General features: G+C 68.9%; 9 protein-coding genes. All 9 read left to right on the forward strand.

Annotated elements, in window-relative coordinates:
* The first annotated feature begins 1 nt into the window (after window position 1).
* The 9 genes from ABIC63_RS10615 (at window position 2) to ABIC63_RS10655 (ending at window position 21,978) form a co-directional block, all read left to right on the forward strand.
* Entirely contained in the window at window positions 2–808 is an 807-nt protein-coding gene (locus tag ABIC63_RS10615; RefSeq protein ID WP_354319718.1) for a hypothetical protein, read from the forward strand.
* A gap of 73 nt (window positions 809–881) precedes the next feature.
* Entirely contained in the window at window positions 882–2,573 is a 1,692-nt protein-coding gene (locus tag ABIC63_RS10620) for a hypothetical protein (RefSeq protein WP_354319719.1), read from the forward strand.
* Window positions 2,573–4,441, forward strand: coding sequence for a phage tail tip fiber protein (locus ABIC63_RS10625; RefSeq protein WP_354319720.1), 1,869 nt, complete (start codon window positions 2,573–2,575; stop codon window positions 4,439–4,441). Before ABIC63_RS10620 ends, ABIC63_RS10625 begins: the two co-directional genes overlap by 1 nt.
* Complete coding sequence (locus tag ABIC63_RS10630; RefSeq protein WP_354319721.1) at window positions 4,438–5,034, forward strand: hypothetical protein; 597 nt, start codon at window positions 4,438–4,440, stop codon at window positions 5,032–5,034. Before ABIC63_RS10625 ends, ABIC63_RS10630 begins: the two co-directional genes overlap by 4 nt.
* Window positions 5,035–5,081: 47 nt before the next feature.
* The gene (locus ABIC63_RS10635; protein ID WP_354319722.1) at window positions 5,082–5,744 is read left to right on the forward strand and encodes a hypothetical protein; all 663 of its coding nucleotides are present in this window, start codon (window positions 5,082–5,084) and stop codon (window positions 5,742–5,744) included.
* Window positions 5,722–6,630 carry a hypothetical protein gene (locus ABIC63_RS10640; RefSeq protein WP_354319723.1) on the forward strand — a complete coding sequence of 303 codons (909 nt, stop codon included), beginning with the start codon at window positions 5,722–5,724 and terminating at the stop codon, window positions 6,628–6,630. The genes ABIC63_RS10635 and ABIC63_RS10640 overlap by 23 nt, the downstream gene beginning before the upstream one ends.
* Window positions 6,630–8,042 carry a methyltransferase domain-containing protein gene (locus tag ABIC63_RS10645; RefSeq protein ID WP_354319724.1) on the forward strand — a complete coding sequence of 471 codons (1,413 nt, stop codon included), beginning with the start codon at window positions 6,630–6,632 and terminating at the stop codon, window positions 8,040–8,042. Before ABIC63_RS10640 ends, ABIC63_RS10645 begins: the two co-directional genes overlap by 1 nt.
* 37 nt (window positions 8,043–8,079) lie before the next feature.
* Window positions 8,080–9,810, forward strand: a complete 1,731-nt coding sequence (locus ABIC63_RS10650; RefSeq protein WP_354319725.1) for a transglycosylase SLT domain-containing protein — start codon at window positions 8,080–8,082, stop codon at window positions 9,808–9,810.
* Window positions 9,811–9,828: 18 nt separating this feature from the next.
* A complete protein-coding gene (locus ABIC63_RS10655) occupies window positions 9,829–21,978 on the forward strand; it encodes a PLxRFG domain-containing protein (RefSeq protein WP_354319726.1) in 12,150 nt (4,049 codons plus the stop codon).
* Window positions 21,979–22,093: the final 115 nt, after the last annotated feature.

Raw genomic sequence — 22,093 nt, forward strand, 5'->3', positions numbered from 1 at the left:
TATGCCCCTCGAAATGAATTGCGGCGTGGCCTTCATTGGCTCCGACCTTCCGCCCAAGGGGTACGCCGACCCCATCATGAACGACGGCACGAAGTTCCTCCTGGACTTCACGCGGGCCGACTGCAACCCGAACGCCGATGGCGCCCTCGCGGTTGGCTCCGTCTTCCATGACCTCGTCAGCGGCAATGCCGACTGGACCATCGTCCGCCCTGGAGGCGTGAGCCCGGTCACCCAGCGGCCCGGGCGCATGGGTCTGTCGTGGGCGGACAACTCGCTGGTTTCGCAGGTGGACACCATCCGCTCTTCGGCGGCCAAGCTGTGGAACGCGGACCAGCCTTTGACGCTGTGGGCCTGGATCAAGCAGTCGGGCTTGAGCGTCGTGGCGAACTACGCGCGCCTCTTCGGCCGCAGCGCGGCCGTCAACGGCAACACCAATGCGTGCCAGGTGGCGATTGACACGGGGAACGGGGGCGCTAACCCCCGCGGCTCCGTCCTGCCGGCCAGCAGCGGGGTCGGTATTGCAACCGGCCCGGGCGCCGCCCTCTCGCGCGACACAGTGCACCTGCTGACCCTGGAATACGTGCCCAACAGCACGCTGGTGATGTACTTCGACGGCGTGGTCAGCCAGCGCCTCGACTCAAGCATCCCTGCAGCGCTGGCCGATGACACTGGCTGGTACAACTGGCTCGCGTTCGTTGGCGGCGGCGTCGTCTACCGCATCGGCGCGGAGTCCCCGACCCAGAGCGGGCGCTCGGCATCGCAACTGGCGGCCGCCGAGAAGGCGCTGAAGAACGGCATCTTCAGTTGAAGCTCATCAGCTTTTCTACGCAGCGGGGCCGGCGCTTGATGCCAGAACCAACCAACACAGCGGATTGAAAGCAATGCCGAAGATCGCGCTCGCCGAGTTCAACGGGGCCGCCCTCGCGGTGCATCCCAAACTCATCCCGGACACGGTGGGCACGGCCTCGCGCAACCAGCGGCCGGGCCGCGGCGACCTGCGGCCGTGGCGGCAACCGTTGCCGGTGGCCACCGTGCCGGCCGGCCGCCACACCATCTACCGCATGGGCCGGGACGTGGCCAGCGACACGCAGTACTGGCTCTCTTGGCCGGGCATCGTGCACGCCGTGCGCGGCTTCGTCAGCGGCGACACGGTGGAGCGGACCTTCTATACCGGCGACGGCGCCCCGAAGCAGACCAACACCAGCATCGGCCTGGCCGCTCCGCCGTACCCGAGCGCCTACCGGGAGCTCGGCGTGCCTGCGCCGGCCTCGGCGCTGCTGGTGACGCCCAACAACACGGGCGAGGCGACCGACACCGAGCTGCGGTACTACACCTACACCTACGTGACGGACCTGGGCGAAGAGAGCGCGCCGGCGCCGGTCAGCGCGCAGGTGCAGTGCAAGACCGATGACACCTTGGCGATCGCCGGTGTCTCGCCGCCGCCGGCCGGCGCCTATGGCATCGACCGGATCCGGTTCTACCGCACGCAGTCGGCAACCAGCGGCGACGCGGAGTTCTTCTTCCTGCGCGAGGAGCCATCGACCATCGGCAGCACCACCGACGACAACCGGGCCCTGGGCGAGGTGCTGCCCACCGATGGCTGGCTTGTGCCGCCTTCGACGCTCACAGGCCTGACGGCCATGTGGAACGGCATGGCCGCAGCCATCAACTCGGCCGACGGCTCGGTGCGGTACTGCGTGGCCTACAAGCTCTATGCCTGGCCGGTGGCCTTCGAGACGCTGCCGCCAAATGCGAAGGCCGTGGCGCTGGCGGTGTACGGGCAGCGCCTCCTCGTGCTCACCACCGGCAAGCCCGTGCTGGTGCAAGGCTCCGGGCCCGATGCCCTGGACGAGCAGCCGCTGGAGATCGCGCAGGCCTGCGTGGCCGCTCGCAGCGCCGTGGGCCTGGGCCACGGCGTGGCCTGGGCATCGCCGGACGGCCTGGCCTACTTCGGCGACGGTGGCGCATCGCTCTGCACCATCGGCCTGCTCACCCGCGACCAGTGGACGGCCATGAACCCCGAGTCCATCACCGCCGTCAACTACGAGGGCTTCTACTTCGCGAGCTACCTGGACATGGAGGGGGTGCGCCGGGGCTTCTTCCTGGACCCATCGAACCCCAAGGGCATCTTCTTCCTCGACCAGGGCTACGAGGCCATGTTCGTGGACGAGCACCGCGACGCGCTGTTTGTGCTGGACGGCACGGCCGTGAAGAAGTGGGATGCCGGTGAGGCCTCGATGACGGCCCTGTTTCGCAGCAAGGTGTTCGCGGGGCCGGAGCGGAACTACTCCGCCGCCCGGGTGGAGGCGGACGCCTACCCGGTCACCATGCACGTCGACGTTCTGGACCTGCACCCGGATGTGGTCGCCGCCCGCATCGAGGCCCGGCCCGGCCTGTTCACGTCGCCAGCAACCGGCGTGCTGCGGCACACCCACGTCGTTGACGACCGCCGGCCCTTCCGGCTGCCGGGCGGTGTCCTGTCGCGCACCCACCAGGTGACCATCGAGACGAGCAACCCTGTGCAGTGGGCCACGCTGGCCAGCAGCATGCGCGAGCTGTCGGAGGAGGGCTGATGGCCGATCCTCGGCGCGAGATTCCCTCGGTCAACTCCGCGAACTTCGCGCAGCGCATGCGCGAAACGATCATGGTGTACCTGGGCAAGCAGGGCAACAAGCTCGACCGGGGTGTGACGGTGCGCGACCTCGTGGAGGGCGGGTACCTCAAGCTCCGGCAGAGCTGGCTCGGCGGGGACAACAATCCCTTCGACGGCGTCGCGCCCGGCTTCGAAGTGCCCAAGGACACCCGGCCGCCGCCCACGCCCAGCGGCTTTGCGGCAGATGGGGCGCTGTCGCACATCCTCGTGACGTGCGACGACCCGACCTACCAGAGTGGCCATGGCCATGGCGAATCGGTGCTCTACGGGGCGCCCTTTGATGGGACGGGGCCCATGCCCACGTTCGCGAACGCCGTGGAACTCGCGCGGTTCCCCGGAACGGTCTACGCCTACGGCGTGAACCCCTCGACGCGCCTGCGCCTGTGGCTGAAGTGGCGCTCGAAGGATGGCGTGCTCTCGCTGCAGCCCGCCGGCGGCATCAACGGGCTGGACGTGAGCACGGGGCTCGATGTGGCGCCGCTGCTGGACGCGCTCACTGCCGCGGCGGAGGACCCCAGCGCGCCCTATGCCAAGTTCGCGGTGCGCGCGGACCTCTTCTACGTCAGCAGCTCGACCGGGCCCACGGACGCCGGGCTGTTCAGCGTCGTGACGGTGCCCATCACCATGAACGGGGTGACCGTGCCCGTTGGCGTCTACATGCGTGATGCGTTCATCATGAACGGCACCATCGTGAACGCCAAGATCGGCAACGCGGCCATCGACAACGCCAAGATCGCCAACGTCAGCGCCTCGAAGCTGACCGCGGGCTCCATCACGGTCGGCGAATACATCCAGTCGATCGGGTATGCCTCCGGCCTGAGCGGCTGGCGCATCGACGGCAATGGGAACCTGGAGGCCAACAACGCCACGATCCGCGGCACCACCTACGTCGGCGGCGGCACGGTGGGCGGCATCATCATCGAGCCCACGGCCATCCGCTCGAGCAACTACAACGGCACGTCGCTCGGCTTCCGCCTGGGCGCCGACGGCACGCTCGACATGCCGAATGGCGTGGTGCTCACGCGCAACCTGGCTGCCGGCGCTGTCACGGCCGACAAGATCAGTGTGCAGCGCCTGGATGCCATGTCCGCCACGATGGGCACGCTCGCTGCCGGGCAGCTGGAGATCGACGGTGGCCCCGACCCCGACAGCTGGGGCTATGTGCGCACGCCGGGCAAATGGCTGGACGACAACGACGGCTGGATCCTGGCGCGCAACCGGGCCGACGGGGCGAATTTCCTGAGCTTCAAGTGTGGGGGCATGCGCTTCAACATGCACAACTACCCTGGCGGCTACGGCGCGGCCATGGACTGGGGTGGCATCTACATGGACAGCAGCGGCTACCTGGAGGTGCGCCGCCAAGCTGTCATCGACACGCTGAACGTTGCAGCCGGGGCCGTGGCGGCGCACATGCGCACGTCGGGGACGTCGGACACGATCACCATCGGCGTGACGGTGCCCGAGGGCCAGACGTGGGATGTCGTTGCGAACGGCTACGTCGCACCCTACTACGTCAACGACACGAACCCAGCGGCCGGATACGACCCGGCGGTCTATGTCACCCTCTCGCAGAGCATGTTTTCGGAGTATGTGCCTGGGGTGAACCAGAGCTACTCCGTCGACGTGGGTGAGGGCACCACGCTCTACTACATGAAGTACCGGGCGCCGCTGAACGTGATGGGGCGGACCACCCTCGCCGCGGGCTACCACTCGGTTTCGCTGACGGTGACTGGGCCGAGCGGGCCGATGAACAAGATCCTCCTGTTGAGCATCCTCAAGCGGCCATGAGCGACATCTTCTACTTCACCCGCTTCGACAAGGCCACCGGCCGCGTGCTGGAGGTCGGCCAGACCATGCACACGCTGGAGATGCGCACGGCAGAGGTGGGTGTGGTGCGCGAAGAGGCGCCGCCGAACACCTATCGGGCGGGCGACGCATGGGTGCCGATACCGCCCCAGCCCAGCCCGGCGCACCGTTTTGACTGGACGGCGCACGTCTGGGTCGATGACACGCCGGCGGTCAGCGTGGAAGACCTGAAGACGGCGCGTGCCCACGCGGTCGATGCCGACTTCAGCAAAGCCTCGGCCGCGCTGCTGGACGGCTACCCCCAGGCGGAACGGCTGACCTGGCCCACGCAGCAGGCTGAGGCGATGGCCTGGCATGCCGATGCGCAGGCGGCGACACCGTTCCTCGATGGGCTGGCGCTGCATCGCGGGATCTCGCCCGAAACGATGCGGGCGAAGACGCTCGCGGCTGTGCAGGCCTTCCAGCAAGCCTCGCAGTACCTGGTCGGCACGCGGCAGCGGCTGCAAGACCAGCTGGCGCAGGCCACCACGGCGGAGGCTGTGGCCGCTGTTTCCTGGCCATCCGACCCCCCTTGAAATCGTAGGGTGGCGGGCCGTAGTCTCAGGCGCCTTTCCCTCCCGCCATGCGCCTGCGCCTCGCCCTCGCTCTGTCCCGGTACGCCGGCCAGGTTCTTACCCCGGACCTGGCCCGTTCCATCTTGCGCGACGTGGAGGGGGCCGACCGCACCATCGACGGCAAGCGCTTCGGGCAGGAGGGCTTCAACGGCTACGTGATCGCTGCCGAGACCGTGGCGGGCAACGAGGCGGCCCTCGTTCCGCTGCAGGCGGCCTGCCACGAAGAGACGCGGCCGGGCATCCCCTTCGATCACCAGTTCGACTTCGCCCGCCAGCGGGAGGCCGAGCGCGCTGGCAACCTGGTGCTGTTCACGGCCAGGCTGGCGTCCACGGGCGAGCTGGTCGGCGTCCTGCGCGTGCGGGTGTTCCAGCCCGACGGCTGCGCTCACCTGGAGGTGACCGACGACCTCTTCTACATCCGGCCGGCGCACCGGAACTGGCTCGCCGTCCACCTGTGGCGCTTCGCGGAGCGCTCGATGTTCAACCTGGGTGTTCGGGTGGTCAGCTTCGACAGCCTCTCGATCACCGGCGCGGACCGCATGGCGCGCTACCTCGGCTACACGCCGGTGGCCACCAAGTTCACCAAGGTCGCGCAGGACGCTTGCGACTACCAGCAGGTGCCCCAACGGCGCCCGCGAGGAGATTCGCATGGCGCGATGGCATCGCACTGAGTTCGACCTGCTCCCCGAGCAGGCTTTCCGGCCCCGCGCGGGCGGTGGCATGACCCTGGAGGGCGGTGGAGGCGGTGGCAGCAGCGCTGCTGACTACGCCCAGATGATGGCCACCATCAAGCAGACCGAGCTCAATCAGGAGCAGTTGGCCTGGGCGAAGAGCGTCTATGCCGATGAGGCGCCCGCCCGCGCGGAAGCGACGCGGCAAGCCTCGGAGGTGGCGGACACGCAGCTGGCGCAGATGCGGCAGCAGATCGCCATCACCCAGCAGGCCCAGGACGACTACACGAGCCTCTACCGACCCCTGGAGCAGTCGCTGGTCACCGACGCGGCGAACTACGACACCCCCGAGCGCAGGGCAGCCGAGTCCGCGCAGGCCGTGGCCGGCGTGGAGCAGCAGCTCGCCGCCCAGCGCGGCGCCACGACCCGGGAGATGGAGCGCTCCGGCGTGGACCCGTCCAGCGGGAAGATGGCCGCCCTGCAGGGCTCCATGGACCTGAATGCAGCGAAGCTGAAGGCTGGCGCCGGCAACGCTGCCGCGAAGTCCGTCGAGAACATCGGCTATGCCCGCAAGATGGACGCGGCCAGCCTGGGCCGCAACATCGCTTCGAGCCAGGGCACCACGGCGGCTCTGGCATCTCAGCTCGGCTCGTCGGCCATCGGCTCGAACGCGGCCAGCATCGCTGCTTCGCAGTCGGGGAACGGGCTGATGCAGGGGGCGTACAACACGGCAGTTTCTGGTGCGGGCCAGACTGCCAACTCCTATGGCGCCATGGCGGGGCGGCAGACCTCGGCGGCCAACGCCGCATCGGCGGAGCGCTCTTCGAACGTCGCGGCTGGGGTTGGTGCCGCCGCGACTGTGGCAACTGCCGCGATTGTCATCTGATGAGCTTGATGAATACCGAGGCCGTAGCGGTCGCAACCGCCCAGCTTGTCCAACGCGGCATGCGCGTCTTCAATGCCGCGCTGTTCGCACCGACCGAGCGCGAACACGTCGCCGTGCTGTTGGCGCTCGCAGACCTGCCGGAGGGCGGCATGGTGATCGATGCGGGCTGCGGTGTCGGCGAGATGGCGCTGCACATGCGCAACGACCGGCCCGACCTGGACATCCTGCTGGTCAACATGAGCGCGGAGCAGTTGGCGCAGTGCCCGGAGGGCTTCCATCGGCTGCAGGCCGACTTCGACCACATGGGCGCGGTGCCGGACGGTGCGGCAGACGCCATCATCTTCAGCTACGCCATCTGCCATTCTCCGGACTGGCCCACCACGCTGCGCGAGGCGCGCCGGGTGCTGAAGGACGGCGGCGTGCTGCTGATCAACGACCTGGCCCGCCTTGGCGGCGACAACGCCGAGTTCGAGCAGCTGCTCGGTGCCCGCGCGCACGAGCCCGAATGGGTGGAGGAGTGGGCAGCCCGAGCCGGCTTCCGCCTGGACTTCGCCGCCGCGCCCGCCGTGCACGAACACCGGCTGCGCGAGGTGCTGGTGGCCGACGGTGCTGGCGCTGGCCTGCTGGATGACCTGGTGCCGACCGTCTGGCGCTTCGTCGCCGCACCTCCGGAAGAAGCGCGGTGGATTCGCCACCGGGGCCGGATCGGCTTCCAGTTCAGCGGCGGGCGCGACAGCACCGCGGCGCTGTACCTGCTGCGCGATCGGTGGGTCGAAATGACGATCTACCACCTGGACACGGGCGACCAGTTCCCAGAGACGCGCGAAGTGGTGCGCCGCGTGCGCGCGGACCTGGAGGCGGCAGGCGGGCGATTCGAGGTTATTGAGACAGACGTGCAGGCCCGTCGTAATGACGTGGGCTACCCGTTCGACGTAGTGCCCGTGGACAACACCACCGTCGGGCGCTTGGTGTCGGGGGACCCTATACGAATCACCAGCCGCTACGAGTGCTGCGCTGGCGCACTCATGAAGCCGCTGCACGCGCGCATGGCGGCCGACGGCATCACGCTGTTGGTGCGCGGGCAGCGTGACGACGAATACGCCGCCCCCCCGCTTCGCAGCGGCGACGTGGCCGATGGCTTCGAGGTCTTCTACCCAGTGCAGGACTGGACCGCCGAACAGGTGATGGCGTTCCTGCAGGAGAACGGGCTCCCCGTGGCGCCGTTCTATGCCGCGGGCGTGCGCCGCGCACCCGAATGCATGGGCTGCACCGCCTGGTGGGACGAGGGCCGCGCCGCGTACCTGAAGGCACACCACCCGCGCGAGCACAAGGTGCTGATCCAGCGCCTCAACGACATCCGGGCCGCCGTCGACAAGCAGATGAGCTGGCTCACGCACGAAATGGAGGCCTGACATGGCAGCAGGATGGGGCACTGCCCTTCAATCTGGGGTGAACGGTTACCTCACGGGGTTGCAGATCGCCAAGCTCAACCGGGAGCAGCAGGACGCCGAGCAGCTGAAAGCCGACCTCAAGGCTGCCGGCCAGCAGGTCGCGGTGGAGCAGACCGGCGGCCAGCCCCAGATCCCCGAATGGGCGGACAACCGGGATGCGGGCACGCCCGAGATGCAGGCCCTCCCGAATTCGGGCTTGGTGGACACGCCCATCGCCCTGAAGGTGGGTGGACAGTCCTACGCGACGCGCGCCGAGGCCGACGCGGCGGCAGCGAAGGCCAACACGCCCGCAGCCATGGCGCAGCGTGCATCGGCCGTCTACGGCAAGCACGGGCAGATGGACAAGGCCATGGCCATGCAGCAGCAGGCCATGACCATGGAGCGTCAGCAGGCGGAGATGACGGAGACGGCCATGCGGCTCAAGAAGGCCGGCGTGATGGAGTCGCTCACGAAGTTCCGCATGACGGGCGATCCCGCCTCGGCCAGGGCCGCACTGGCCGGCGCGGGCTTCCCGATCGCCGGGGACGTGAAGGTGGAGCCGGTGGAACTCGACGTGCCCGGCCTGGGCAAGATGCGCACGTTCAAGGCCATCTTCGCGATGAAGGAAGGCGACAAGGAAATCCCGGCCGAGATCGACGCGCACCAGGCCACCATGGCCATGATGCCCTACGAGCAGGTGCTGCAGAACCAGCGCCAGGGCGTCGTAGACCAGCGCACCCAGGCCAATGCCGACCGCACGTTCAACGAGGGCGTGCGGCAGTTCGACGTGACGAACTCTCGCCTGACCGCCAGCCAAGCCCAGGAAGCGGAGCTGCGCGGCCTGCACATCGGCAGAGCCCGCCTCGACTTGGAAGAGGCCACGCGCAACGCAAAGGTGCCAGCGGCTGTGCGCCTGCAGGCCGAGACGTTGAAGAAGGAATCCGAGGCGATCAACGCCGCCATCACGAAGTCGCAGGCTGATGGATCGTGGGCGCCGGATAGCCCTGGCGCCAAGCAGCTGCTGGAGCGCCGCGCTGTCATCACGGAGCAGCTCAACCGCACCTTGGCGCCCTACGTCCCCTCCGAGGGCAAGGGCTCCGCAGACCCGTTCGGCCTGCGCGGCGGCGCGCCGGTGTCCTTCAAGGATCCGGCGTGGGACAAGGCCGAGGCGGAGGCCTCGCAGAAGACCGGCGTTCCTGCCGATGTCCTGCGCGTCGTGCGCACGCTGGGCGAGCGCAGCAACGGCGATCAGGTGTCGCCTAAAGGTGGGCGCGGGGTGTACCAGTTCATCCCGGAATCTCGCGAGGCCTTCAAGAAGAAGTACGGCGTGGACGCCTACTCGGACAACCCGGCGGATCAGGCGCTGGCCGCGGCCTATCACCTCAAGGAGGGCTACGACCGAACCGGCTCCTGGGAGAAGGCCGCAGCCGGCTTCAACGGTGGCATCAGCGCGGAGAAGGGCAAGAACGCCACCGCGGAGAACAAGGCCTACCGCGAGCGGACCGGACCGGCGATTGCTGCCGCCATGCAGCAGCAGGCCGATCCCATGGAAGAGCTCTACCGCAAGCAAGTAGCAGAGATGAACCGCGGAACCCGCGCCGACCTGAGCAGCGATGTGAAGGACTGGCTTGCGCGTCGTGACGACGACAAGAAGCAGCGCTTCAATGCGGCCCAGGCTGCCTTTCTCCAGAAGGAGAAGGACCGCGCGCTGCGGGAATCCAAGGTGCTGGCTGCGACCGCGCGCCCCTAAACAACGGACCTCACCCACATGGACATCAGCCAGATCCGCGCCAAGAAGCCCGAATGGAGTGACCTGGACGACATGCAGGTCGTCAACGTCCTGAAGCAGGTCTATTACCCGGACTTGGCAGAGGGCGACATCGCCAAGGCGATCGGCGTCTCGCAACCTGCGCCGCCGCCAGCCCCGCGCACGCTGGGCGGCACGCTGAAGGATGCTGGGATCAGCGCGCTCAAGGGCGCCATCGGCGTGCCGGAAGCGATTGTCGGCCTGGCCGACATCCCCACAGCGGGCTACGCGGGAAAGGCGGCGGAGGCGGTCGGCTTCCGGCCCAAGGAAGCGCGGCAGATCCTGGATGACCAGCTGAGCGACGCGCAGAAGCAGGCCAACACCAAGGTGCAGCAGGCGGACGGCTTCTTCAACACGGTGGGCGCTGCGGTGCAGAACCCGTCGGTGATCGCGCACAGCGCCATCGAATCCGTGCCTCTGATGCTGGCCGGCGGGGTGGTTGGCCGCGGCGCCGCGGCGATTGCGCCGCGCATCGGCGCCGTGGGCGCGGCCGCCGCCGGCGAGGGTATCGTTGGCGGCGGCTCGGCTGCGGAACAGATCCGGCAGGAGACGGCCGACGGCACGCTGACTGCCGGCCAGGTGGCCGCATCGCTGGCCAGCGGCGCCGGCACGGCCGCGTTCGGGCTGCTGGGCGGCAAAGTCGCGAAGAGCCTGGGCATCCATGACGTGGACACACTCATCGTCCGCGCCGGCCAGAGCCAGGCCGCGGCCAAGGGCATCACCCGGCGCGTCCTTGAAGGCGCGATGTCCGAGGGCCTGTTGGAGGAACTGCCCCAGTCCATCCACGAGCAGGTGATGCAGAACCTCGCCCTCGGCAAGCCGCTGGAGGAGGGCGTCAACCAGGCTGCGGTGCTGGGCATGCTGACGGGCGGCGCCATGGGTGGTGGCGCGCAGTTCCTGGGCGGCGGCCACCGGCCGGCCGCCAACGATCCCATCGACACGGCGGTACCGGCGGCCAATGATGCGGCCGCGCCTCTGGCGCTGCCCGCGCCCACCATCACCGTCGGTCCCGACGGCATGGCTGCGACGGCCGACCAGCGGCAGATGGCGCGGGACGAGCTGCTGGCGCGCGAGGGCCAGATCGTGGAGCGTGGCCCGCTGTCGCGCGCGGCGCGCACCGCATTGGGCGACGGTGCTGTGCAGGACGTGCAGCCGAAGGCGGGGCCGCTGGCCGCCGCCACCGCGGTGATGCCCGCGCAGGAGGTGACGAATGAAGGTCCGATCGATCAGGGTGCGACAGCGCCGCAGGATGGCGCGCTGGCCGGCGAGGGTGGAGCGCTCGTACAACCAGATGGGGCTGCGCCTGCAGCACCAACCGACGCTGGAGGCCTGGCGCAGGGCATGCTGGGACGCGCAGCGCCGGCCGTCGCGGCTGCTGCACCTGCTGAACAGCCTGTAGCGCCACCGTTCCCCACCTACGAGGACGCCGAAGCCTACAGGCGCGAGCAGAAGGCCCGCGGCGGGAACGTGCAGGCTCTGCCGGCCCCGGCCGCCGAGGGTGGCTTCCGACTGGTGGGCAAGGACTCTCCGGACTACCCGGCCGCCGAGGCGCTGCGCACCGAGCGCCGCCAGGCCAAGGCGCGGGCCGATGCCGGCGTGCTGGCTGGCGACATCACCAACAAGCAGGGCATGCCGTTCACCATCGCGCTGCCCGCGCGCAACGCCGCGAAGAAGGCCGGGCCAGGCCACGAGGTGGTGCAGGTCAAGGGTGGCTACGTGGTGCGCAAGGCGGCGCCTGCGGCCGAGGCCGCGCCTTCGGCTCCTGCTGAAGCACCGGCCGCGGAGGCTCCGGCGCCGGATCCGCAGGCGGCCCCGAGCTTGGCAGGCGCGCCGCGGCCGGATGGCTGGACCGAGTTCGCGAAGGATTCCGGCACGCTGTCCGTGCCGCGCGCCGAGATGCCGCAGATCAAGGCTGAGCACCGCGGCGCCATGGTGAACTTCATGAATGCGCGCGGCATCGCGCATCAGGAAGAGGAGGTGCCCGGGGACAGCCTCAAGCCGACGCAGGCCGAATTCAGCCAAGAGAAGGTGGAAAAGGCCAAAGCCGCGGATGAGGGTGGGAGCCGCGCCATCCTCGTCTCCCGCGATGGGCATGTGCTGGACGGCCACCACCAGTGGCTGGCAGCCCGCGAGGCCGGCGAGCCCGTGCGGATCATTCGGCTGGATGCCCCCATCAAGCAGCTGCTGGACGCGGCGCACGAGTTCCCCAGCTCGACCACTGACACGGCCAGCAGCACCAGCACCACGCCGGAACCGGCGCCCGCCGCAGAGGCGCCGCGGGCCGAGCCGCAGATCGTGGAGCACGTGACGGCGAAGGGTAAGACGCTGCGCGGCGTGGTGCGGCAAGACCTGGACGCGGCGGAGGCCAAGGCCATCGACCCGTACACCTTCCAGAAGGAGGGCGGCTGGTTCATCCGCGAGAAGTACCTCGGCCAGGCCGCTGCACCCGCAGGTTCTGCAACGATTCCCGAGAACATTTCCGAGCCCGCCGCCACTCGCGAGGAGCCCGCCGCGGCGCCGAGTTCCGAGAAGATCGGGGACGCGCCCGCGCCCGCGCCGTCGGCGCCCGCCGTGGCCGGCCGGCCGGCGGTCAGCCAGAACACCGTCTTCACCGAGGACGCCGCCGCAGCCGCGCGCGCGTTGCTGAAGCGCAAGCTGGGCCAGCTGAACAGCGGTATCGACCCGGAGATCCTGCAGGCCGGCATCACCCTCGCCGGCTACCACATCGAGAAGGGCGCCCGTACCTTCGCGGCCTACGCCAAGGCCATGCTGGACGACATGGGCGAGGGCATCGGCCCCTACCTGAAGAGCTTCTACCTGGCAGTGCGCTTCGACCCGCGTGCGGCGGCGTTCGAGGGCATGGATTCGGCCGCGGCCGTGGAAGCGGCAGAACTGCCGCGCGTTGAGACGGCGCCTGCTGGCGCCGATACTGGAGGCAAGGACGATGGGCGAAATGCAGCACGCGAACTGGATCGAGCAAGCCCGGGAGCACTGGCGCGAGCACCTGCCCAAGATGTTCGCCCGGCTGCAGAAAGCCGGGACGCTGGAGAAGACGCTGGCCGAAGCCGCCGAGGCGACGGCGAAGGACCTGCGCGCGCTGACCGCGCAGGGGGCGACGTGGGACGAGGCATGGGAGCAGGTCCGGGAGCGGTACCTGTTCCTGCCCGAGGAGCCGCAGCAGACGCCCCGGATGCGAAAGAGCGCCGGGTACCGCGCGCACCTCGACCTGATGAAGGGCCTGGCGGACTTCGACCCCAACGCCAAGGACTGACGCCGGAGGAGGGCGCCAACCCGGCGCCGAACGCCCCCGTCATCCGCGCGCCGCAGGCGGCCGACTTCACCATCGGCGCTGACCTGGCCCTCGGCGAGGGCGGCCAGAAGACCAAGTTCAAGAACAACGTCGCAGCGATCCGCCTGGCCAAGGAGTTCGAGGCCGACCCGGAGCGCTGGGCCACGCCCGAAGAGCAGCGCACGCTGGCGCGCTACGTGGGCTGGGGCGGGCTGGCGCAGGCTTTCGACGCCGGCAACGCCGACTGGGCGCGCGAGCACGCGGAGCTGAAGCAGCTGCTGACGCCCGAGGAATACGACGATGCGGCCCGCTCGACCCGCTACGCGCACTACACGAGCCGGGAAATCATCGAGGACGGCGTGTACGCCGCGCTGCGCCGCTTCGGCTTCACCGGCGGCAAACTGCTGGAGGCTGGCGCCGGCGTGGGCAACTTCCTGGGCCTGATGCCGCCTGACCTGCGCAGCAGCTCGCGCTTCACCGCCATCGAGCGCGATCGGCTGTCCAGCACCATCGCCCGCCAGCTGTACCCGCAGCAGAACGTGCAGCGGGCCGACTTCACCGAATTCAAGGGCTCCGACGGCTTCTTCGACGCGGCGGTGGGAAACCCGCCGTTCGCCAGCGACCCGCAGGTGGACGCCAGCGGGCGCAAACACCTGTCTGGCCTGAGCCTGCACAACTACTTCTTCGCCAAGGCGGTGGACATGCTGCGCGAGGGCGGCGTGCTGGCGCAGGTGGTGACCAACGCCTTCCTGGATGCCAAGGCGGACGCCGCGCGCCGCTACATCGCCGACCGCACGGTCTTCCTGGGCGCAATCCGGCTGCCCAACAACGCCTTCTCCAAGAACGCCGGGACGGAGGTGACCACCGACCTGATCTTCCTGCAGAAGCGCGCGGACGGCGACATCGGCAGCCGGGCGGCGAAGCTGGACGCACGGCGCTGGCTGACGGTCGGCGCGCACACGGACGCCAGGGGCCGCGTGGTGGCCCTGAACCAGTACTTCATCGACAACCCGGACATGATGCTGGGCGACTTCGGCGCCTACGGCACCATGTACCGCGGCGACATGCCCGCACTGGTGGCCCGCGATGGCCAGGACACCACCGCGCTGCTGCGCGAGGCCGTCGGCCGACTGCCGCAGGGCGTGTTCAAGTCGATCGCCGACACGGCCACCGCCGGCCTACACCAGGCCGCAATCGTGGCGCTGCGCAACCCGCAGGTGCAGGAGGGCGGCTACTACGTGGCCGAGGGCGGCCAGTTGATGCAGCGCCTGCCCGACCTGGGTGGCGAGGCCCGGGCCCAGGCCGTGACGCCTGCCACGGCGTGGACCGAGAAGACGACGCTGGGAGAGAGCGGCTACGCCCGCATCAAGGCCCTGTCCGAGATGCGCGGCACGCTGCGCGGCCTGATCGCCGCCGAGATGGCGGACGACGACAAGGGCATGGGCCAGCTGCGCGCCAAGCTGAACGAGCAGTACGACGCCTACCGGAAGGAGCACGGCCTCATCAACGACCCGAGCACGCTGCGCGTGTTCGAGGACGACCCTGACTACCCGCTGCTGGCCTCGCTGGAGCACGGCTACACGCCGGGCATCGGCCCCGCCGCCGCGAAGCGCCAGGGCATCAAGCCGACGAAGAGCACGGCGAAGAAGGCACCGATCTTTGATCGCCGGGTTGTGGCCGCGCGCAAACCCGTGCGGAAGGTGGACTCGCCGGCCGACGCGCTGGCAGTGTCCATGGCCGAGCGCGGCAAACTGGACGCCGACTACATCGGCAAGCTGCTGGGCCGCGACCCGGAGGAGGTGCTGCGCGAGCTGGCGGGCGGCGACAAGCCTGCGTTGTTCCGTGACCCCGCCACCGACGAATACGTGCTGCGCGACGCCTACCTGTCGGGCAACGTGCGCGCGAAGCTGGCGCAGGCCCGTGCGGCCGGCGTGATGGCCAACATCCGCGCCCTGGAAGAGGTGCAGCCCGAGGATGTGGGCGCGGGCCAGATCGTGGCGCGCGTCGGTTCACCCTGGGTGCCCACAAAGGTCTACGAGGACTTCGCCGGCCACCTCTTCGGCGAGGGAACCGCCGCCACCGTGCGGTACGTGCCGTTGAACAGCAGCTTCCAGATCTCGGTGAAGCCCGGCAACGAGGTGGCCTTCACCACCACCTACGGCACTTCGGCGGTGGATGGCGAAGCACTTCTCGCCGCGCTGCTGAACAACCGGCCCATCAAGGTCACCTACAAGGACAGCGAGGGTCGGACGCACGTCAACACCGAGGCGACCGAGCAGGCCAACAACAAGGCGCAGGAGATCAAGGACAAGTTCACCGACTGGCTGTTCTCGGACAGTGATCGCTCCGAGCAGCTGGTGCGCGCGTACAACGACACGAACAACAACTACGTCACCCGTGTCTATGACGGCAGCCTGATGGACTTCCCGGGCAAGGTGCCCGACGACATCATCAAGTTCCGCCGGCACCAGCGCAACGCGATCGCCCGCACGGTGCAGGACCGTACGGCGCTCTACGACCACGTGGTGGGCGCAGGCAAGACCTTCACGGTGGTGGCCAGCGCGATGGAGCTCAAGCGCACCGGCTTGGCGAAGAAGCCCATGGTGGCCGTGCCGAACCACCTGGTGAAGCAGTGGGCGGCCGACTTCTACCGCCTCTACCCGGGCGCCAACATCCTGACGGCCACGAAGAAGGACTTCGAGCGGGCGAACCGCCGGAAATTCCTGGCCAAGATCGCCACCGGCGACTGGGACGCGGTGGTGATCGCGCACTCGTCCTTCGGCTTCATCCGGCCGGCCCCTGAGTTCGAGGCCAGCTTCAACCGCCGCGAGATCGCCAAGATCGTGAAGACCATCGACCAGGTGGAGGTTGGCGGCGGTGACAAGGCGCAGAAGAAGCGCACGGTCAAGCAGTTGGAGGGCCTGAAGGAGCGGCTGGAGAACCGCATCAAGGCCCTGCGCGACAAGCCCATGGACGACCTGCTGGACTTCGAGCAGATCGGCGTCGACCAGCTGTTCGTGGACGAGTTCCACCTGTTCAAGAACCTGATGTTCAGCACCAAGATGCAGAACGTGCAGGGCCTGGGCGACAGCCAGGGCAGCCAGCGTGCCTATGACATGCTGGTGAAGATCAACCAGATCTTCGCGAAGAACGGCCGCGACCAGGGCTTCGTGGCGGCCACGGGCACGCCGGTGTCCAACTCGCTGGCCGAGATGTACCACATGATGCGGTACCTCATGCCGACGCAGATGCGCGAGCTGGGCTTCGAGTCCTTCGACGCTTGGGCTAACACTTTCGCGAGCGTCGATCAGGTGTGGATGCAGAAGCCGAGCGGCGACGGCTTCAAAGCCTCCGCGCGCATGGCGAACTTCGTGAACACGCCCGAGCTGCTGAAGATGTTCGACCAGGTGTGCGACACGGTCACCATGGACGACATCAAGGCCGCCTACGCCGAGGAGAACGATGGCGCAGACTTCCCGCTGCCGAAGCTGAAGGGCGAGCGGCGCACGCCGGTGTCGCTGGAGAAGACGCCGGCCCAGGAAGCCTACATGCGCGACCTGGCCGAGCGCGCGCGCGTGCTGGAAGCTCGAAAGGGCCCGCCGAAGAAGGGCGAGGACAACGTGCTGGTCATCATGGGCGACGGCCGCAAGGCGGCCATGGACATCCGGCTGGTGGATGTGGATGCGACCGCCCGCGAGCCCGGGAGCCGCGTGGACCGGGCCAGCGACGAGATCGCTGCCCGGTACCGCCAATTCGCCGGTGTGAAGGGCACGCAGCTGGTGTTCTCTGACCTCGGCACGCCGGTGAAGCACGCCAAGGCTGAACTGAAAGAGTACGAGGCCCTGCGCGAGCGCGTGGCCGCGGCGACTGAGGACGTTCAGGCCAGTGCCACGCTGGGCAACGAGGCCGCCCAGGCCATCGTGGAGGACGCCGAGGCGGCGCAGGCCGAGCTGGATGCCAAGGGCCCGGACTGGCTGGACGCCGTGCGCGCCGCGGAGCGCGGCTTCAGCGTCTACGACGACCTGCGCGCTGCGCTGGTAGAGAAGGGCATCCCCGCCGAGGAGATCGCCTTCATCCACGACTACAACACCGACGAGCAGAAGGCGGCGCTCTTCCGCAAGGTGAACGCGGGCGACATCCGTGTGGTGCTGGGCTCGACGCCGAAGATGGGCGCCGGCACCAACGTGCAGGAGCGGCTCGTTGCGCTGCATCACCTGGACGTGCCCTGGAAGCCTTCGGACGTGGAGCAGCGCGAGGGGCGGATCATCCGGCAGGGCAATGTGCTGGCGCACGGTCCCGCCGCGCTTCCGGGCTTCGAAGTGGAGATCCTGGCCTATGTGACCAAGGACACCCTGGACATGCGCATGTGGCAGGTGCAGGAGACGAAGCTGAAGATGATCAACCAGCTGCGCACCCGCAAGGTGGGCCGCGAGGTGGACAACGCCTTCGAAGACCTGGAACTGTCGGCCGGCGAGATGCAGGCGGCTGCCACCGGCAACATCGACCTGCTGCACGAGATCCAGCTGCGCACCGAGGTGAAAAAGCTCGAGCAGCGCAAGCGCGCGTTCGACGCCAGCCGCAACGAGCTGGCCAGCCGTCGGCGCCGCGCGGCCGAGGTGCTGTCGCGGCTGCCGCAGGAGATCGAGGTCGCCGCGCCGCTGGTGCGCCAGGTGCAGGAGTACCAGCAGGAGGCGCAGGCCCGGCTCGATGCGTTCAAGGCGACGATCGACGGCCGCGAGTTCACCAGCTGGCGCGACGCCCAGGACTACCTGCGCGAGGTGGACGACCGAAAGGTCGTCACAAAGGACAAGGACGGCAAGGATGTGGAGCGGGCCGCGCCCATCGATGTCACGATGAATGGCGAGCGCTTCACTGCCCGCGCCGCGCTGGCTGACGCCTTTTCCGAGCTGCGCGGGGACCTGGAGCCCATCGTCTGGGCGGTGGGCGACATTGAATACCGCCGCCGCGCCAAGATTCAGACCGCCATTCGGCAGCCCGTGGTCGACGCGATCGCCGACCAGACCGAGAAGAGCCTGGGCACCGTCGCCGGCTTCGAAGTGCGCGCCGAGGGCCAGGTGACGGCGCGCGGCAACGAACTGGAGGTAGTGCTGCGGGACGGCGACAAGGTGGTCGCTTCCCGGTCTGGAGAGGTGCTGGATTCGATGCAGGGCCCTGCGCAGGTGGTGCGCTGGGTGGATGGCATGCTCAACAGCATCGTGTCCGAGCAGAGCTACCTGCAGAAGCGCCTGCAGCGCGCGCAGAAGGAGCAGGCCGACCTGGAGAAGACGCAGGACGTGGGTAGCTGGCCGGACACGGCGAAGCTGGAAGAGGCCCGCGCGCGCCACAAGGAGGTGCTTGGCCGGTTGTCCGGGAAGGGTGCCAAGGCCGACGCCGAGCCCGGGGACACGCCGGCCTTCAGCCGCGGCGTCGGTGCCGGCCTGGGGGTGGAACAGGTGCGGCAGGCTGTCGATGCGCTGACGCGAGGCTGGACCAACGCACCGGAGATCGTGGTGTTGGAGAGCATGGCCGACCCGGCGGTGCCGGGCCCGGTGCGCACGGAGAACGAGGGCCAGCAGGCCCGCGGCGCGATGGGCGAGCCCGAGGGCTTCTTCTACGGCGGCAAGGCCTATGTGCTGGCCGGCCAGATGAACACGCCGGAGGACGTGGCCCGCGTGGTATTCCACGAGGTGTTGGGCCACCACGGACTGCGCGGCGTCTTCGGTGACGAACTCGGCACCGTGCTGTCGCAGCTGGTAGGCGTGCGCCGCGGTCAGGTGATGCTCAAGGCGGTGCAATATGGCCTGGATCCGACGAAGCCTGCGCATCGGTTGATCGCGGCCGAGGAGGTGCTGGCGGAGATGGCGCAGACCGCGCCAGAGATGGGTTTTGTGAAGCGCGCCATCGCGGCCATCCGCACCTGGCTGCGCGCCCACGTGCCGGCGCTGCGGTCCCTGCGCATGTCCGACGATGAGATCGTGCGTGACTTCATCCTGCCGGCGCGCCGGTTCGTGGAGCGCGGTGGACCCAACGGGCCGGACGGCCCCGCCGGCGGAGTGCCGGCGTTCAGCCGCGGCACGGCGCAGGGCGCCGCTGCCCAGGGCCTGAACGACACCCGCGACTTCCGCGAGAAGGCGCAGAACATGGTCAACGACCTGTTCCGCTCGCCCGGCGTGGTGTCGTGGTGGCACAAGTCGGTGGGCACCATGCATGACCTGGCCGAGCGCTCGCCGGTCTTCAAGCGGGTCTACGATTCGGTGCAGCGCTTCCTGCAGGACGTGAGCTACTACGCCACCGAGGCCGCGGACCTGGCCCCGCGCATCCTGCCCAAGCTGGACACGCTGGCCGACCTGAAGAAGACCGCCTTGTCCGCCGATGACACCAAGGCCCTGAGCCGACCGGTGTTCGAGGGCACGCTCCTGTGGGGCCGCGACGAGAACGGCAAGCTGGTCAAGGTGGCCGATGGAGGCACCGAGGAGACCGGCACGGTGTTCACCGATGCCGAACTGAAGGCGGAATTCGGCCTGACGCCCGATCAGATCGGGCTCTACCGCGAGTTCCGGGCCGCGACCGACAAGAGCCTGCAGCGGCTCGGCCAGGCCGAGATGCTGCGCTTCGGCGGCCGGGACACAGAGGCGCTGCGCGACATGGTGATGGATTCGCCAACGGCCGATGACGCGGCGAAGCTGCTGCGCGAGCACCTGGAGCTGGCCGCCCGGGAGCAGCCCGAGCGTGCCGATGTGCTGCTGGACACCGCCGATCGCATCGATGAGAAGGCCCAGCGCATCAGCGACCTGGTGCGCCGCGGCTACGCGCCGCTGTCCCGCTTCGGCGCCTACACGCTCGACGTGGTGGATGCCAAGGGAGAGCGGGTGTACTTCGGCATGTTCGAGAGCCGGCTGGAGCGCGGGGCCATGGCGCGGCGCATGCGCGCCAACTTCCCGGATGCCACCTTCACGATGGGCACCAACTCCGAGCAGTCGTACAAGCTGTTCAACGGCATCACACCCGAGACGCTGGAACTCTTCGGCGAGATGGTGGGCCTGGAGGCCGAGGGCGATGCCGCGCAGCACCAGCTCTTCCAGCAGTACCTGAAGCTGGCCAAGTCGAACCGCAGCGCCATGAAGCGCCTCATCGAGCGCAAGGGCATCGCGGGCTTCAGCGAAGACGCGGGCCGTGTGCTGGCCGGCTTCGTCTACTCGAACGCGCGGCTCACCTCGCAGAACCTGCACCAAGGCGAGATCACGCGGGCGACCAACGACATCCCAAAGAGCGAGGGGCAGCTGAAGGACATCGCGGTCAAGCTGACCGACTACGTGCGAAACCCCCAGGAAGAGGCGCAGGCCCTGCGCGGGCTGCTGTTCACCCAGTACCTGGGTGGCTCGATCGCCTCGGCGATGGTGAACATGACGCAGCCGCTCGCGGTGACCATGCCCTACCTGTCGCAGTGGGGAGGTGTGCGGGCGGCCGCCGGCCAGATGCGGGCCGCCCTGCAGGACGTGCTGCGCAAGAGCACGGGAGACGCGCGGCTCGACGCGGCCCTGAAGCGCGCCGAGGCCGAGGGCATCGTGGCGCCGCAGGAAGTGCACCAGCTGCTGGCGCAGGCCCGCGGGCAGGCTGCCCTGAAGTCGGGCGACGGCACGTTCGCCGGCAACGCTCGCGCCATGGCTTCGAACAGCCTGAGCAAGCTGGGTGTGGCCTGGGGCAAGCCCTTCAGCCTGGCCGAGCAATTCAACCGTCGCGTCACCTTCATCGCGGCCTACCGCACCGCGGTGCAGGCAGGCATGGCGGACCCCGCCGCCTTCGCCGAGAAGGCAATCCGCGACACGCAGTTCGTCTACAACAAGGGGAACAAGCCGCAGTGGGCCCGCGGCGCAGTCGGCGGGATCATCTTCACCTTCAAGCAGTACAGCATCAGCTACACCGAGTTGCTGCACCGGCTGGCCACCCAGGGCGGGCCCGAGGGCAAGCGCGCGGCGGCCTTCATGCTGGCGATGCTCTTCCTGATGTCCGGCGCCGGCGGCCTGCCGTTCATGGAGGACGCCGAGGACCTGGTGGACGGCATCGCCCAGCGACTGGGCTACGCCTTCAGCACCAAGCAGGCGCGCCGGCAGTTCCTGATCGACGTGCTGGGGCAGGGCGCCGGTCAGTTCGTGGAGCGCGGCGTGTCAGGCGTGCCGGGGGTGCCCATCGACGTGGCCGGCCGCCTCGGCATGGGCAACCTGCTGCCGGGTACCGGCCTGCTGACGCAGAAGCGGGACCACACGAGCGACGTGGCCGAGTTCCTGGGCCCTTCCGCCGACTTTGCGAAGCGGGCCTTCCAGGGCACGGAGAAGCTGCTGTCGGGCAATCCCTACGAGGCCGGCCAGTTGTTCGCCCCACGGGCGGCCGAGGCCCTTCGCAAGGGCATGGAGATGGCCATCGACGGCCAGTACCGCGACTCGCGCGGGCGCAAGGTCATCGACACCGACTTCGGCGAGGCCGTGTCCAAGATGATCGGCTTCCAGCCGGCGGACGTGGCGCGTGTGCAGGAGGCCAGCAGGGCCACCCAGGGCATGGTGGAGCAAAATCGGCTCGCCAAGCAGAACTTCGCGGATGACATGGCCAAGGCCGTCTACGAGAGGGACTACGACCGGCAGCAGAAGGTGCGCGAATCCGTGCGCGAGTGGAACCTGCGGAACCCCCACTCACCCATCAGCCTCGACATGGCCGCCGTGCGGCGCCGCGTCGTCGCCATGCGGGCGGACAAGGCCAAACGGATCGAGCAGGCAGCGCCCAAAGCCATCCGTGCGGAAGTGCGCAAGCAGTTGGCGGAGAACTCATGAATCTGTCGGGAGCCAGCGTGTTGCTGGGGCTGGTGGTGGTGGCGGCTGTGGATTGGCGGGTCGCCGTCGGTATGGCGGCCATCGGGGCTGGAATCTGGTGGTGGATGCGGCACTG

The sequence above is a fragment of the Pseudacidovorax sp. 1753 genome (assembly GCF_040544975.1).
Lineage (GTDB): Bacteria > Pseudomonadota > Gammaproteobacteria > Burkholderiales > Burkholderiaceae_C > Xenophilus.